Origin of the sequence: Burkholderia sp. Bp9140 (genome assembly GCF_003853425.1) — a bacterium.
Lineage (GTDB): Bacteria > Pseudomonadota > Gammaproteobacteria > Burkholderiales > Burkholderiaceae > Burkholderia.
The window spans coordinates 125,982-141,548 of record NZ_QTPQ01000001.1 but is presented as its reverse complement, the minus strand read 5'-3'; the positions used below and the strand labels follow the sequence as shown (position 1 = coordinate 141,548).

Genomic DNA, 15,567 nt, shown 5'->3' with positions numbered 1-15,567 from the left:
TCAGCCCGTCACAACTGCCCCGCCGCCCCCGTCCACCGCAGGTAATCCCCGCGCGTCCAGTCGAGCGACACGCCGACGCGCTTCGTCCCCGGCCGGATCTTCGGCTTGTACATCGACAGCGTCAGCGACTCCAGCGCGGGCCACTCGCGGAACGACAGCACCGCGAGATCGGCGACGAGCGTTTCGAGCAGCCGCGTATGCGGCTTGTGCGACAGGAACGACGCGACGCGCGCGCAGTAGCCGTCGTAATCGATCCACTCGCCCTGCTCGCTCGGCTCGCAGCGATATCCGAGCCGCGCATCGATCACGATCGGCTGCGGCGCCTCGTGCTCGTGCGCGTGGATGCCGATGCGCGCGGGCACCTTCAGTTCGTCGACGAACACGCTCCAGCCGCGCCCGCGCAGGCGCGGCGCGTCGATCGCCACGAACGGTTCGTCGAACGGCTTCATGATGCGAGCGGCGCCGCGGCGTCGAGCATGATGCGCACGAAATAGTCGGCGAAGCTGCGACGCAGGACGATCTCGAACGTATCGTCGCCGGTCGGGATCAGCGTGATCGGCGACTTGAAGTAGTGCGACTGCGCGCACTGGCCCGGCTTGAGCACACGCGGATGCAGGTCGAGCGGGCAGCCGCGCGCGATCACGTCGCGCACGCGTTCGCCGCTGATCTCGACGACCGTGTAGCCGCTGCCGACGTCGACGGCGGCCGCATACGAACCCTGCACGGCCTCCGCGAGCTGCGCCTCGAGCACGCCCGCCTGGACGGGCCCGTTCGAGCGCACGAGCCACTCGTCGGGGCCGAGCCACAGCACGTCGTACTCGGCGCCGCGCGCGATCGTGTTCGGCACCGACGGCGGCCGGCAGCCGACCACGCGCTCGAACGCGCTGACGAATGCCGGGTCGCTCAGCTCGCCGCGCACGTTCACGAGGTCGAGGAACGGCCGCTCGCGCAGCGTGAACTTCTTCGATGCGCGCGCCTGGTGCGGCTTCAGCACATCGGCCGCGCCGACGAACGGCGATTCAAGCGTCACGCCCGCGCCCGCCACCGGCGCCTGGTTTCTCGTTTCATTCCACATTCTGGCGCACCCCTTCGGTATCGTAGAAAACCGGGCTCGAGATCTTCGCGGTGACGCGGCGGCCGTCGGCCAGCGGAATCACGACGCTCTCGCCCATCTTGTTCAGGCCGCCCTTCACCACCGCCAGCGCGATCGAGCGCTTCAGGATCGGGCTGTAATAACTCGACGTCACGTGGCCGAGCATCGGCGTCGGATCGGTCGCGGACACCTGCGTGTCCTTCGCGATGATCTGCGAACCTTCCGGCAGCACGAACTGTTCGTCCTCGGTCAGCAGGCCGACGAACTGCTTGCGGCCTTCCTTCGACGTATCCGAGCGCGACAGCGAACGCTTGCCGAGGAAGTCCTTCGACTTCGCGACGACCCCGCCCATCCCGAGGTCGTACGGCGTGATCGAGCCGTCGGTATCCTGGCCGACGATGATGTAGCCCTTCTCGGCACGCAGCACGTGCATCGTTTCCGTGCCGTACGGCGTGATGTCGAACTCGGCACCGGCCGCCATCAGCGCTTCCCACACCGCGCGGCCCGCGTTGGCCGGCACGTTCACTTCATAGGCCAGTTCGCCCGAGAAGCTGATCCGCATCACGCGCGCCTTCGCACCCGCGACGGTGCCGTTCCGGTAGCTCATGAACGGGAACGCCTCGTTGCCGAAGTCGATGTCCTGGCACACCTTCTGCACGACCTTGCGGCTCTTCGGGCCGACCACCGCGAACGTCGCCCAGTGGTCGGTGACGGACGCGAGCCGCACCTTCATGTCGGGCCATTCGGTCTGCAGCCAGCGCTCGAGCCACGTGAGCACGCGCGCCGCGCCGCCGGTCGTCGTCGTCATCATGAAATGCTGGTCGGCGAGGCGCACCGTCACGCCGTCGTCGAACACCATCCCGTTTTCGTCGAGCATCAGCCCGTAGCGGCACTTGCCGATCTCGAGCTTGTTCCACGGGTTCGTGTACATCCAGTTCAGCAGCTTCACCGCGTCCGGACCCTGGATGTCGATCTTGCCGAGCGTCGACGCGTCGAGGATGCCGACGCTGTTGCGCACCGCAAGGCATTCGCGCTTCACGGCCGCATGCAGGTCCTCGCCGTTCTTCGGGAAGTACCACGGCCGCTTCCAGTTGCCGACGTCCTCGAACATCGCGCCGTGCTCGACATGCCATTCATGCACGGCCGTCTTGCGGATCGGGTCGAGGAAGTCGCCCGTCTCGCGCCCCGCGAACGTACCGAACGACACGGGCGTGTAGTTCGGGCGGAACGTCGTCGTGCCCGTTTCCGGAATCGTCTTGCCGAGCGCCCCCGCGAGGATCGCCATCCCGTTGATGTTGCCGAGCTTGCCCTGGTCGGTGCCGAAGCCCATCGCCGTATAGCGCTTCACGTGCTCGACCGACTCGAAGCCTTCGCGCGCGGCCAGCAGGATGTCGGCGGCCGCCACGTCGTTCTGGAAGTCGACGAACTGCTTCGGCCCGCGTGCGGCGGCCTCGCGGCTGCCGACGAGCCACAACGGCTGCAGCGCGCCTTCGACGGTTTCCGCGACCTGCGGCGCGACGGGGCGTTGCGCGGCCGTGAAGCCCGCGGCCTTCGCCGCTTCGGCGCCCGCGTCGAGCGCGAGCCGCAGCGCACGTGCGAGACCGAACTCGCCCGCGGCCGCACCGACGCTCGCCTCGGCCTGCACGGGCTTGCCCGGCAGGAAGCACGCCTTCTCGTCGTTCCAGCACGCCTTGCCGCCCGACTGCGCGAACAGGTGCAGCACCGGGCTGAAGCCGCCCGACATCGCGACGAGGTCGCACGGCAGCGACTGCAGCTTGCCGCCGGTCTGGCCGTTCGAGTAGGACGCGACGTCGACCGACGATACGCGCCACTTGCCCGAAGCGGCCGTCACGACCGCACCGCTCATCACCGTCACGCCCTGCCGCTTCGCGGCCGCGGGCAGCGCGCCGTTCGACGACGCACGCGAATCGACGACCGTCACCTTCGCGCCGCACGCCTTCAGGTCGAGCGCGGTCTGGTACGCACGATCGTTGTTCGTGAACACGACCACGTTGCGGCCCGGCAGCACGCCGTAGCGATGCACGTAGGTGGACACCGCGCCGGCGAGCATCACGCCCGGCAGGTCGTTGTTGCCGAACACGATCGGACGCTCGTGCGCGCCGGTCGCGAGGATCACGCGCTTCGCGCGGACCTTCCACAGCAGCTCGCGCGTGCCCTTGCGCATCGACACCGGCTGGTGATCGGTCAGGCGCTGCGTGACCGTCACCAGGTTGTGGTCCTGGTAGCCGAACGCGGTGCTGCGCGACAGGATCGTCACGTCGGGCAGCTTGCGCAGTTCGGCCTCGATCTTCTCGACCCACTGCAGCGCGGGCTTCGCGTCGATTTCCGCACGGCACGACAGCAGGCTGCCGCCGAGTTCGCGCTGGTCGTCGACGAGGATCACGCGCGCGCCGGCCGTCGCGGCCGCATGCGCGGCGGCGAGGCCCGACGGGCCACCGCCGACCACGAGCACGTCGCAGTGCGCGTAGCATTTGTCGTAGCGATCGGCGTCGAGCACCTCGGGCGCCTTGCCGAGGCCGGCGGCCTCGCGGATCTTCTCTTCGTACTTCGGCCACATGTTGCGCGGCCACATGAAGGTCTTGTAGTAGAACCCGGCCGGCATGAAGCGCGAGAGCTTCTGGTTGATCGCGTACTTGTCGTTCTCGAGCGACGGCTCGGCGTTCACGCTCGTCGCGACGAGGCCCTGGTACAGCTCGATCTCGGTCGCGCGCGCGTTCGGCACCGTGTACGGGCCGGACTCGAGCTGCACGACGGCATTCGGTTCCGCGACGTCCGCCGTCACGATCCCGCGCGGACGGTGGTACTTGAAGCTGCGCGCGACGAAGTGCACGCCGTTCGCGAGCAGCGCGGACGCGAGCGTGTCGCCCTGGAAGCCCTGATACGTGCGGCCGTTGAACGTGAAGGTCAACGGAATCGCGCGATTGATGCGGCCACCGGTGCCGAGGCGGTCTTTCTGGCTCATTTGCTCGTGCCCTCTTCGTGTGCGTTGCCGGCAGCTGCGCCACCGAACTTTTCGTAGCCCTTGATATCGTAGGTGACCGTGTCGCGCGTCACCTTGAACCAGCGGCGGCAGCCCTGCGTGTGCAGCCACTGCTCGCGGTGCAGCCCGCGCTTGTTCTCGCGCATGAACACGTATTCGCCCCATTCGCGGTCGGTCATGTTCTCGTTCGCAACCGGGCGCACGATGTCGGCTTCACCGCCGCACGTGAACTCGGATTCGGCGCGCGGCCCGCACCACGGACATTCGATCAGCAACATGTTTCTTTCTCCAATGGTCGGTTTAGTGCGCCACGGCGGCAGCGCCGTGCTCGTCGATCAGGTGGCCCGTGTAGAAGCGGTCGAGCGCGAAAGGCGCGTTCAGCGGATGCGGTTCGTCGCGGGCGATCGTGTGCGCGAACACCCAGCCCGAGCCCGGCGTCGCCTTGAAGCCGCCAGTACCCCAGCCACAGTTGAAATAGAGGCCCTTCACGTCGGTCTTCGTGATGATCGGGCACGCGTCCGGCGACACGTCGACGATGCCGCCCCACTGGCGGTTCATCCGCACGCGCGAGAACACCGGGAACATCTCGACGATCGCCTGCAGCGTGCTTTCGATGATGTGGAAGCTGCCGCGCTGGCCGAAGCCCGTGTACTGGTCGATACCCGCGCCGATCACGAGGTCGCCCTTGTCGGACTGGCTGATGTACGCGTGCACCGCGTTCGACATGATCACCGAGTTGACCACCGGCTTGATCGGCTCGGACACCAGCGCCTGCAGCGGGTGGCTCTCGATCGGCAAACGCACGCCGGCCATGTCGGCGAGCGTCGTCGTGTTGCCGGCTGCCACCACCGCGACCTTCTTCGCCTTGATGAAGCCCTTCACCGTATCGACGCCGACCACCGCGCCGCCTTCGCGGCGAATGCCCGTCACCTGGCAGTTCTGGATGATGTCGACACCGGCGCGGTCCGCGCCGCGCGCGAAGCCCCAGGCCACCGCGTCGTGACGCGCGACGCCCGCACGGCGCTGGATCGATGCGCCGAGCACCGGGTAGCGGCTGTTCAGGTTGATCGTCGGCTCGATTTCCTTGATCTGCGCGGGCGTCAGGAATTCGGCGTCGACCCCGTTCAGCCGGTTCGCGTTCACGCGGCGCTCGGTGTCACGCACGTCCTGCAGCGTGTGCGCGAGGTTCATCACGCCGCGCTGGCTGAACATCACGTTGTAGTTGAGATCCTGCGACAGCCCTTCCCACAGCTTCATCGCCTTCTCGTACAGCGCGGCCGATTCGTCCCACAGGTAGTTCGAGCGCACGATCGTCGTGTTGCGCGCGGTGTTGCCGCCGCCGATCCAGCCCTTCTCGAGGATCGCGACGTTCGTGATCCCGTGCTCCTTCGCGAGGTAGTAGGCGGTCGCGAGGCCGTGGCCGCCGCCGCCGACGATCACGACGTCGTATTCCTTCTTCGGTTCCGGGCTCTTCCACTGCTTTTCCCAGTTCTCGTGATACGAGAGGCCGTTGCGGAACAGGCTGAATATCGAGTAGCGGCTCATGTTAGTGATCCTTCGTTAGCATTCGATGACGTTCACGGCAAGACCGCCGCGCGACGTTTCCTTGTATTTCGTCTTCATGTCGGCACCCGTCTCGCGCATCGTCTTGATCACCGAATCAAGCGAGACGTAGTGCTGGCCGTTACCCTTGAGCGCCATCCGCGACGCGTTCAGCGCCTTGATCGCGCCCATCGCGTTGCGTTCGATGCACGGGATCTGCACGAGCCCGCCGACCGGGTCGCAGGTCATGCCCAGGTTGTGCTCCATGCCGATCTCGGCTGCATTCTCGACCTGGTCGGGCGTGCCGCCCATCACCGCGGCGAGTGCGGCCGCGGCCATCGAGCACGCGACGCCCACTTCGCCCTGGCAGCCGACTTCCGCGCCGGAAATCGACGCCGTTTCCTTGTAGATGATCCCGATCGCCGCGGCCGTCAGCAGGAATTCGACGATGCCGGCTTCGTTCGAGCCCGGCACGAATTTCACGTAGTAGTGCAGCACCGCGGGAATCACGCCGGCCGCGCCGTTGGTGGGCGCGGTGACGACCCGGCCGCCCGCCGCGTTCTCCTCGTTGACGGCCATCGCATACAGGTTGACCCAGTCGAGCATCGACAGCGGGTCGCGCAGCGACTCCTCCGAACGCTCACGCAGGCGAGCGTTCAGTTCGGCCGCGCGGCGCTTCACGCGCATCGGGCCCGGCAGGTCGCCCTCGACCTTGCAGCCGCGCTCGACGCACGCGGCCATCGTGCGCCAGATCGCGAGCAGCCCGGCGCGCACTTCGTCCTCGGGGCGCAGCGTGCATTCGTTGCGCAGCATCAGCTCGGCGATCGACAGCCCGTGTTCGCGGCACTGGCGCATCAGGTCGTCGCCGGTGCGGAACGGATACGGCACGTCGGCCGCGGCGCGCACGCCGTTGACGCGATCGCCGTCGCGGTTCACGACGAAGCCGCCGCCGATCGAGTAATACTCCTTCTCGACGAGCAGCTGGCCGTGCTCGTCGAACGCCTGGAAGCGCATCCCGTTCGGGTGCACGATGCTCGTGCCGCTCATCAGCTTGCGATAGAAGCCGATGTTCTCCTTCTCGTCGAAGCGGATCGTCTGCTTGCCGAGCAGCGACAGCGACTTCTCCGCGCGGATCCCGGCGAGCCGCGGCTCGATCAGGTCCGGATCGATCGTGTCCGGCAGGTGGCCCTCGAGGCCGAGCAGCACCGCCTTGTCGGTGCCGTGGCCCTTGCCCGTTGCACCGAGCGAGCCGTATAGTTCGACCCGCACGCGGCGCACGAAGCCGAGCAGGTTCGCGTCCTCGATATGCGACGCGAAGCGGCATGCGGCGATCATCGGGCCGACCGTGTGCGAACTGGACGGGCCGATGCCGATCTTGAACAGGTCGAACGCGCTGACGTTCATCTGGCTTCCTCTGGGTGGGCGTACGTGAAATGTCGTTGGCATCAGTACATCAAAGCGTAAAATTGGCCGATAGAACAAAAACGGCATCGGCGTGGGATAGCGCCGCCAAGCCCCGCGCAGGACGGTCCGAAAGTGCGCTTTGGCGATGATTGGCGACGCAAAAGCACAAGTCGACCGGCGTTTGCAGCGCCCGGCAGACGTCCCTGCAAACCGAGTGAAACGAGTGAGACCCGCCTTCCCGGCGTGACGAGATTGACCGCGATGACACCCGACGTACCCGCTTCCCCCCTCGCCGAACCGGCGCCGCGGCGCATCCGCTTCGGCATCGTGCTGCTGCCGAACTTCACGCTCACGGCCTTCTCGGGGTTCGTCGACATGCTGCGGCTGTCGGCCGACGACGGCGACTACAGCAAGCCCGTGCGCTGCGCGTGGAGCGTGATCGGCGAAACGCTGGCGCCGGTGCGCGCGAGCTGCGGGATCCAGATCACGCCGTGGGAAACCTTCGAGAGCGCCGAGCCGTTCGACTACGTGGTCGTGGTCGGCGGGCTGCTGCATTCGGGGCCACAAGCCGGTCCGGAAACGCTCGAGTTCGTCCGCCGCGCGGCGGCGGGCGGCGCGACGGTGGTCGGGATCTGCACGGGCGTGTTTACGCTGATGCGCGCGAACGTGCTCGACGGCTACCGCACCTGTGTCAGCTGGTTCCACTACTGGGATTTCATCGAACGCTTCCCGAGCGCCGATCCCGACCTGCTGATCGCCGATCGCCTGTTCGTGATCGACCGGCGCCGGATCACCTGCTCGGGCGGCCGCGCGTCGATCGACGTCGCCGCCGCGATCCTGCTGCGCCATTTCGACCACGCGACCGTGCAGAAGGCGCTGCGCATCCTGCTCGTCGGCGAGATGCAGAAAGGCAATGCGCCGCAGCCGCATCCGCCCGGCCTCGAGCCGGCCACGCATCCGAAGGTCAAGCGCGCGATTCTCCTGATGGAACAGCATGTCGGGCGCGCGCTGCCGCTCGATGAGCTCGCGTGCAAGCTCGACATGTCGACCCGCCAGCTCGAGCGGCTGTTCAAGGCCGAGACGGGCAAGAGCCCGCAGGCGTTCGCGAAGCAGGTGCGGCTGCGCACGGCCGCATGGCTGCTGACCAGTTCCGACCGCACCGTCGCCGATATCGCGTCGAGCTGCGGGTTCGCCGACGCATCGCACCTCGGCCGCGAATTCCGCAAGCAGTTCGGCGTGCCGCCCGCGACCTATCGCGAGCGCGGCGGGGAGGTCGCGGAAGCCGGCGTGCCGGTGGCGGCCGATCCCGATCCCGTCGAAGACATCGCCGACTGACGATCGCGCGCCGTCGCGGCGCGCCCCCCCTTTCCTCCTCCGAGCGCGCGTCGAACCGCGCACGATCGCCGCATGTTCGCGTTGATTGGAACCGGTTCCAATCAACTTGGCCGACGTTGCGCGCCGTGAATCGCGGGTTATTCCGGATGCCGACGCACACGCAAATTTGTATGATGACCACATCACCTTACAAACCAGAGCGTCATGTTCGAGAAAATTCCCGCCCGTGCGATGAGCGACCACGTCGCGCAGCAGTTGCTGAAGCAGATCGAAGCCGGCAGTTTCTCGGCCACCGGCAAGCTGCCGACGGAAGCCGTGCTCGCGCAGGAATTCGGCGTGAGCCGCACCGTGATCCGCGAGGCGATCTCGCGCTTGAAGAACGAAGGCGTGGTCGAGCCGCGCCAGGGCAGCGGCGTGTACGTGAACCAGCACGGCGCGATCCGGCCGCTGCGGATCGACTACGCGGAAGCCGTCGAGGCGAGTTCGCTGCCGCACCTGCTCGCGGTGCGCCGCGCGATCGAGGCTGAAGTCGCGGCCGAAGCCGCGCTGCACCACACCGCCGACGACATGGCCGACATCGACGATGCGCTGCGCAAGATCGACGACGCGGTGGCGGAAGGGCGCGACGGCGTCGCGGAAGACGTCGCGTTCCACCGCACGATCGCGGCCGTCACCGGCAACCCGTATTTCCTGAAGACGCTGCAGTTCCTGAACCAGTACCTCGAGGCCGGCGTGAAGGTCACGCGGCGCAACGAAGCGACGCGCGAGGATTTCTCGCGGCAGGTGCGCGAGGAGCACGCGGCGATCGCCGACGCGATCCGCGCGCGCGACCCGATGGCGGCACGCAATGCGGCGCGCACGCACATGTACAACGCCGCCCGCCGTCTCTCGGAAGCCGGCATCTGCTGATTGACGATTGTTGAATGCGGCGGCCCGGGGCTGAACCGGTGCCGCCGCTGTCCCGAACCTCTCCCGAATCGATCAAGGTTGACCATGTCACGAAATGTTGGAGTCATCGGCCTCGGCGCGATGGGCCTCGGCGTCGCCCGCTCGCTGCTGCGCGCGGGGTTCCGCGTGCACGCATGCGACGTGCGCGACACCGTGCTGCAGGCGTTCGCGGCCGAAGGCGGCGTGGCTTGCGCGAGCCCAGCCGAACTCGGCGCGCAGTGCGACGTCGTCGTCACGCTCGTCGTCAATGCCGCGCAGACCGAAACGGTGCTGTTCGGCGAGCACGGCGCGGTCGCGGCGATGCAGCCGGGCGGCGTCGTGATCGCGAGCGCGACCGTCGCGCCCGAGTTCGCGGTCGCGCTCGGCGCGCGCATCGAGGCCGCGGGCCTGCAGATGCTCGACGCGCCGGTGTCCGGCGGCGCCGCGCGCGCGGCGTCGGGCGAGATGACGATGATGACGTCGGGCCCCGCCGCCGCATACGCAGCCTGCGACGACGTGCTCGCCGCGATCGCCGGCAAGGTCTACCGCCTCGGCGACACGCACGGCATCGGCTCGAAGGTGAAGATCATCAACCAGCTGCTGGCCGGCGTGCATATCGCGGCGGCCGCCGAAGCGATGGCGCTGGGCCTGCGCGAAGGCGTCGATGCCGACGCGCTGTACGACGTGATCACGCACAGCGCCGGCAATTCGTGGATGTTCGAGAACCGCGTGCCGCACATCCTGAACGGCGACTACACGCCGCTGTCGGCCGTCGACATCTTCGTGAAGGATCTCGGTCTCGTGCTCGATACCGCGCGCCGCAGCAAGTTCCCGCTGCCGCTGTCGGCCACCGCGCACCAGATGTTCATGAGCGCGTCGAGCGCCGGCCACGGCGGCGAGGACGATTCCGCCGTGATCAAGACTTTCCCCGGCATCACGCTGCCGCCCGCCCGCTGATTCGAACGACGTGCCTGCCATGACCGCTTCCGCTTCCCGTCCCCTGCTCGGCTGCATCGCCGACGATTTCACCGGCGCGACCGATCTCGCGAACATGCTCGTCAAGAGCGGCATGCGTACCGTGCAGACGATCGGCGTGCCCGCCGGCGGCGCCGCAGTCGACACGGCAGTCGACGCCGACGCGATCGTCGTCGCGCTGAAATCGCGCACGATTCCCGCCGCCGACGCCGTCGCGCAATCGCTCGCCGCCTACGAATGGCTACGCGCGCAGGGTTGCCGCCAGTTCTTCTTCAAGTACTGCTCGACGTTCGACTCGACCGACGCGGGCAACATCGGGCCCGTCGCCGACGCGCTGCTCGATGCGGCCGGCGGCGGCTTCACGATCGCCTGCCCGGCGTTCCCGGAGAACGGCCGCACGATCTTCCGCGGCCACCTGTTCGTCGGCGACGTGCTGCTGAACGAATCGGGGATGGAGAACCACCCGCTCACGCCGATGACGGACGCGAATCTCGTGCGCGTGCTGCAGCGGCAGACGAAGTCGCCCGTCGGACTGATCCGCTACGACACGATCGCACTGGGCGCGGCGGCCGTACGCGCGCGGATCGAGCAGCTGCGCGCGGAAGGCGCACGCTTCGCGATCGCCGACGCGCTGTCGGATCGCGACCTCTACGTGCTCGGCGAAGCATGCGCGGGCCTGCCGCTCGTCACCGGCGGCTCGGGTGTCGCGCTCGGCCTGCCGGCGAATTTCCGTCGCGCGGAATTGCTGCCCCAGCGCGACAACGCGGCCTCGCTGCCGCGCATCGACGGGTTGTCGGCCGTGCTCGCCGGCAGCGCGTCGAAGGCCACCAACGCGCAAGTCGCCGAATGGTGCGCGACGCGACCGAGCTTCCGCGTCGATCCGCTCGCGGCTGTACGCGGCGAACCCGTCGTCGATGCCGCGCTCGCCTTCGCACGCTCGCACCTGCCGCAACCCGTGCTGATCTATGCGACCGCGACGCCCGACGAAGTGAGGAACGTCCAGCAGGCGCTCGGCGTCGAAGCGGCCGGCCATCTCGTCGAAAGCACGCTCGCGGCGATCGCCCGCGGCCTGCGTGAGCTCGGCGTGCGCAAGTTCGTCGTGGCCGGCGGCGAGACGTCCGGCGCGGTCGTGCAGGCGCTCGACGTGAAGTCGCTGCAGATCGGCGCGCAGATCGATCCGGGCGTGCCGGCCACGGCCACCATCGACGCGCAGCCGCTCGCCCTCGCACTGAAGTCCGGCAACTTCGGCACGGTGGACTTTTTCGACAAGGCGCTGCGCGCACTCGACGGAGCCGCATGATGAGCGACGAAGCGAAACTGCGCGAAGAGATCTGCGTCGTCGGCGCGAGCCTGTATGCGCGCGGCCATGCGGTCGGCAGCGCCGGCAACATCAGCGCGCGGCTTGCCGACGGCTGGCTGATCACGCCGACCGACGCGTGCCTCGGCCGGCTCGACCCGAACCACATCGCGAAGGTCGGCCTCGACGGCCAGCCGGTATCGGGCGGCAAGCCGTCGAAGACGCTCGCGCTGCATCGCGGGATCTACGCGCGCAACACCGAAGCCAACGGCATCGTCCACACGCATTCGACGCACCTCGTCGCGCTGACGCTCGCGGGCGTGTGGCGCGACACCGACGTGCTGCCGCCGATCACGCCGTACTACGTGATGAAGGTCGGCCACATTCCGCTGATCCGCTATCGCCGTCCCGGCGACCCGGCCGTCGCGGCCGAAGTCGCGGCGCTCGCCGACCAGGTGCGCGGCGTGCTGCTCGACCGCCTCGGCCCGGTGATGTGGGGCCCGTCGGTGTCGCACGCGTCGTATGCGCTCGAGGAACTCGAGGAAACCGCGCGGCTGTGGCTGATGACGAACCCGAAGCCCGAGCCGCTGTCCGATGCGGCGCTCGACGAACTGCGCCAGAGCTTCGGCGCGCGCTGGTAACGCAACGCGTCGCGCACGAATCACACAGGACTACGAACCGATTCCCATGCCCGCCGTGTGCGCGGGCCCTTCCGTCAGCACACACACGAATCCGGCGGCGTACGCGCTGCCAGCACACAATATCCCTGGAGACGACGATGACTGCACTCGACGCGGCCGCAAGCCGCTCGCCCGCCGCGCCCGCCCAACCGGCCGAGCTCGACCGCACCTACAAGAAAGTGTTCTGGCGCATCGTGCCGTTCCTGATGCTCTGCTACGTGGTCGCGTATCTCGACCGCGTGAACGTCGGCTTCGCGAAGCTGCAGATGTCGCAGGACCTCGCGTTCAGCGAAACCGTGTTCGGCCTCGGCGCCGGCATCTTCTTCCTCGGCTACTTCCTGTTCGAGCTGCCGAGCAACCTGCTGATGCACCGCATCGGCGCGCGCATCTGGATCGCGCGGATCATGATCACGTGGGGCCTGCTGTCCGCCGTGTTCGCGTTCGTGAAGACGCCGACGCAGTTCTACGTGCTGCGCTTCCTGCTCGGTCTCGCGGAAGCCGGCTTCTATCCCGGCGTGATCCTGTACCTCACGTACTGGTTCCCGTCGCATCGCCGCGCGAAGATCATCGCGGTGTTCATGTCGGCGATTCCGGTGTCGGGCATCTTCGGCAACCCGCTGTCGGGCTGGATCATGGAGCGCTTTCACGGCGGCTCGGGCTTTCACGGCTGGCAATGGATGTTCGTGATCGAGGCCGTGCCGGCCCTGCTCGTCGGCATCGCGACGATCCTGTATCTCGACAACGGCATCCGCAGCGCAAAGTGGCTCGACGCGCGCGAGAAGCAGCTGCTCGAGGACGAAATCGCCGCGCAGCCGCAGGAACAGCAGCAGCACGGTCATTCGTTGAAGGCCGTGTTCTCCGACCCGCGCATGTGGTGGATGTCACTGATCTACTTCGCGTTCGTCACCGGCCAGTATGGCCTCACGTTCTGGATGCCGACGCTCGTCAAGTCGACCGGCATCACCGATACGCTCCAGATCGGCCTGCTGTCGGCGATCCCGTTCGTCGTCGCGATCGTCGTGATGAACCTGTTCGGCCACAGCGCGGACAAGCGCCGCGAACGCCGCTGGCACCTGATCGTGCCGGCGCTGATGGGTGCGGCCGGGTTTGCGGTCGCCGCGTCGTACTCGCACAATACGGCAGTGTCGATCGTGTTCCTGTCGCTCGCGGCCGGCGGCGTGCTGACCTGCGCACCGCTGTTCTGGTCGCTGCCGACCGCGTTCCTCGCCGGCTCCGCCGCGGCCGCCGGGATCGCGATCATCAACTCGGTCGGCAACCTCGCCGGGTTCGCGAGCCCGTACGTGATCGGCTACCTGAAGGACGCCACGCACAGTACGTCCTCCGGCATGTACGTGCTCGCGGCGATGCTCGTGATCGGTGCGATCGCCGTGTGGCTCACGCCCGCGAAACTCGTGAACCGCTGATCCGCTGATCCGCTGCCTGCCGATCCGCCATTCGACGCGGGGCGCCGTGCGCCCCGCCCCATTCATTCACAGGAGCCGCTGCCATGCCCCGCTTCGCCGCCAACCTCTCGATGATGTACACCGAGCACGCGTTCCTCGAACGCTTCGCCGCTGCCTCGCATGACGGCTTCAAGGCCGTCGAGTACCTGTTTCCGTACGACTTCGCCGCCGAGGACATCCGCGCGCGCCTCGACGCGCACAACCTCGAGCAGGCGCTGTTCAACGCGCCGCCCGGCGACTGGGCCGCCGGCGAACGCGGGATCGCGTCGCTGCCGGGCCGCGAGGACGAGTTCCGGCGCGGCATCGACCAGGCGCTCGACTATGCGCGCGTGCTCGGCAACAAGAAGCTGCACGTGATGGCCGGGATGGTCGCGCCGGGCGCCGACCGCGCACGCCATCGAGACACCTACGTGGCGAACCTGCGGCATGCGGCGCAGGCCGCCTTCGCGCGAGGCATCACGATCCTGATCGAGCCGATCAACCCGCGCGACATGCCCGGCTATTTCCTGAGCCGCCAGGACGACGCGCATGAAATCTGCGCGGAAGTCGGCGCGCCGAACCTGAAGGTGCAGTTCGACTGCTATCACTGCCAGATCGTCGAGGGCGACCTCGCGATGAAGCTCAAGCGCGATTTCGCGGGTATCGGCCACATCCAGATCGCCGGCGTGCCCGAGCGCCACGAGCCGGACATCGGCGAACTCAACTACCCGTATCTGTTCGCGCTGATCGACGCGCTCGGCTACGACGGCTGGATCGGCTGCGAGTATCGCCCGAAGGCCGGCACGTCCGAAGGGCTCGGCTGGCTCAAGCCGTATCTGTAATCCAGGCATTCCGAAGAGGGCTCACAACATGAAAGTACTGATCACCGGCGGCGCCGGCTTTCTCGGCCAGCGTCTCGCGCGCAAGCTGCTCGAGCGCGGCGAGCTGACCGGCCCCGACGGCCGCACCGGCAGGATCGACGAGCTGGTGCTGCTCGACGTCGTCAAGGGCAGCGATTTCGGCGATGCGCGCGTGACGTCGATCGTCGGCGACATCGCCGATCGCGCGGTGCTCGAAAGCGCGATCGACACGCAGACGGGCGCGATCTTCCACCTCGCGGCGATCGTCAGCGGGCAGGCCGAAGCCGATTTCGATCTCGGCATGCGGATCAACCTCGACGCGTCGCGCACGCTGCTCGAGGTGTGCCGCGCGCGCGGCCATCGTCCGCGCGTCGTGTTCACGAGCTCGGTGGCCGTCTACGGCGGCGTGCTGCCCGACGTCGTGCAAGACGACACCGCGCTGAATCCGCAATCGTCGTACGGCGCGGAGAAGGCGATCGCCGAACTGCTGCTGTGCGACTACGCGCGGCGCGGCTTCGTCGACGGCCGCGTGCTGCGGCTGCCGACCATCAGCGTGCGGCCGGGCCGCCCGAACGCGGCCGCGTCGTCGTTCGCGAGCGGCATCATCCGCGAGCCGCTGAACGGCGAGGAAAGCGTGTGCCCGGTGCCGGGTTCCACGCGGCTGTGGCTGCTGTCGCCGCGCGGCGCGATCGAAGCGCTCGTCGCCGGTTGCGAGCTCGACAGCGAGAAGCTCGGCAACAAGCGCGTGATCAACCTGCCCGGCCTGTCGGTGTCGGTCGACGAGATGATCGCGGCGCTGCGCGAAGTCGCGGGCGACGACGTCGTGAAGCGGATCCGCCATGCGCCGGACGAACGCGTCGAGAAGATCGTCGGCAGCTGGCCGGGCCGCTGGGACACGACGCGCGCGCAAGCGCTCGGATTGACGGGCGACACGTCGTTCGCGGACGTGATCCGCAGCTACATCGCCGACGAACGGCGTTGACGGCCGCGCCGCCCGGCGCGGCGGCAGCG

Annotated in this window: 14 protein-coding genes; 8 read left to right on the top strand and 6 right to left on the bottom strand. The window is 68.0% G+C overall.

What is annotated here, in order from left to right:
• Window positions 1–8: 8 nt before the first annotated feature.
• From DIE21_RS00620 to DIE21_RS00595, 6 genes are read right to left on the bottom strand one after another with little or no spacing between them, the layout of a single operon-like run.
• Window positions 9–449, bottom strand: a complete 441-nt coding sequence (locus tag DIE21_RS00620) for a dihydroneopterin aldolase (protein ID WP_006749884.1) — start codon at window positions 447–449, stop codon at window positions 9–11.
• Entirely contained in the window at window positions 446–1,075 is a 630-nt protein-coding gene (locus DIE21_RS00615; protein ID WP_124495035.1) for a sarcosine oxidase subunit gamma, read from the bottom strand. The genes DIE21_RS00620 and DIE21_RS00615 overlap by 4 nt, the downstream gene beginning before the upstream one ends.
• Window positions 1,065–4,076, bottom strand: coding sequence for a sarcosine oxidase subunit alpha family protein (locus tag DIE21_RS00610; RefSeq protein WP_124495033.1), 3,012 nt, complete (start codon window positions 4,074–4,076; stop codon window positions 1,065–1,067). Before DIE21_RS00610 ends, DIE21_RS00615 begins: the two co-directional genes overlap by 11 nt.
• Entirely contained in the window at window positions 4,073–4,372 is a 300-nt protein-coding gene (locus tag DIE21_RS00605) for a sarcosine oxidase subunit delta (RefSeq protein WP_124495031.1), read from the bottom strand. The genes DIE21_RS00610 and DIE21_RS00605 overlap by 4 nt, the downstream gene beginning before the upstream one ends.
• Before the next feature lie 22 nt (window positions 4,373–4,394).
• Complete coding sequence (locus DIE21_RS00600; protein ID WP_006480591.1) at window positions 4,395–5,639, bottom strand: sarcosine oxidase subunit beta family protein; 1,245 nt, start codon at window positions 5,637–5,639, stop codon at window positions 4,395–4,397.
• A gap of 15 nt (window positions 5,640–5,654) precedes the next feature.
• On the bottom strand, window positions 5,655–7,040 hold the full coding sequence (locus DIE21_RS00595) for an L-serine ammonia-lyase (RefSeq protein WP_124495028.1): 1,386 nt from the start codon (window positions 7,038–7,040) through the stop codon (window positions 5,655–5,657).
• 261 nt (window positions 7,041–7,301) lie between these two features.
• Between DIE21_RS00595 and DIE21_RS00590 the strand changes: the two genes are divergently transcribed.
• The 8 genes from DIE21_RS00590 (at window position 7,302) to denD (ending at window position 15,538) form a co-directional block, all read left to right on the top strand.
• Window positions 7,302–8,375, top strand: coding sequence for a GlxA family transcriptional regulator (locus DIE21_RS00590; protein ID WP_124495026.1), 1,074 nt, complete (start codon window positions 7,302–7,304; stop codon window positions 8,373–8,375).
• A 204-nt stretch (window positions 8,376–8,579) separates the two neighbouring features.
• Window positions 8,580–9,284 carry a FadR/GntR family transcriptional regulator gene (locus DIE21_RS00585; RefSeq protein ID WP_124495024.1) on the top strand — a complete coding sequence of 235 codons (705 nt, stop codon included), beginning with the start codon at window positions 8,580–8,582 and terminating at the stop codon, window positions 9,282–9,284.
• A gap of 84 nt (window positions 9,285–9,368) precedes the next feature.
• Window positions 9,369–10,259, top strand: coding sequence for an L-threonate dehydrogenase (gene ltnD, locus DIE21_RS00580; protein ID WP_124495022.1), 891 nt, complete (start codon window positions 9,369–9,371; stop codon window positions 10,257–10,259).
• A gap of 19 nt (window positions 10,260–10,278) precedes the next feature.
• Complete coding sequence (otnK, locus tag DIE21_RS00575; RefSeq protein WP_124495020.1) at window positions 10,279–11,577, top strand: 3-oxo-tetronate kinase; 1,299 nt, start codon at window positions 10,279–10,281, stop codon at window positions 11,575–11,577.
• Window positions 11,574–12,215: an aldolase gene (locus tag DIE21_RS00570; protein WP_409364610.1), complete on the top strand. Its 642-nt coding sequence runs from the start codon at window positions 11,574–11,576 to the stop codon at window positions 12,213–12,215. Before otnK ends, DIE21_RS00570 begins: the two co-directional genes overlap by 4 nt.
• A gap of 137 nt (window positions 12,216–12,352) precedes the next feature.
• A complete protein-coding gene (locus DIE21_RS00565) occupies window positions 12,353–13,678 on the top strand; it encodes an MFS transporter (RefSeq protein ID WP_124495018.1) in 1,326 nt (441 codons plus the stop codon).
• 83 nt (window positions 13,679–13,761) lie between these two features.
• Window positions 13,762–14,538, top strand: a complete 777-nt coding sequence (otnI, locus tag DIE21_RS00560) for a 2-oxo-tetronate isomerase (RefSeq protein ID WP_124495017.1) — start codon at window positions 13,762–13,764, stop codon at window positions 14,536–14,538.
• A gap of 28 nt (window positions 14,539–14,566) precedes the next feature.
• The gene (gene denD / locus DIE21_RS00555; RefSeq protein WP_124495015.1) at window positions 14,567–15,538 is read left to right on the top strand and encodes a D-erythronate dehydrogenase; all 972 of its coding nucleotides are present in this window, start codon (window positions 14,567–14,569) and stop codon (window positions 15,536–15,538) included.
• Window positions 15,539–15,567 lie beyond the last annotated feature (29 nt).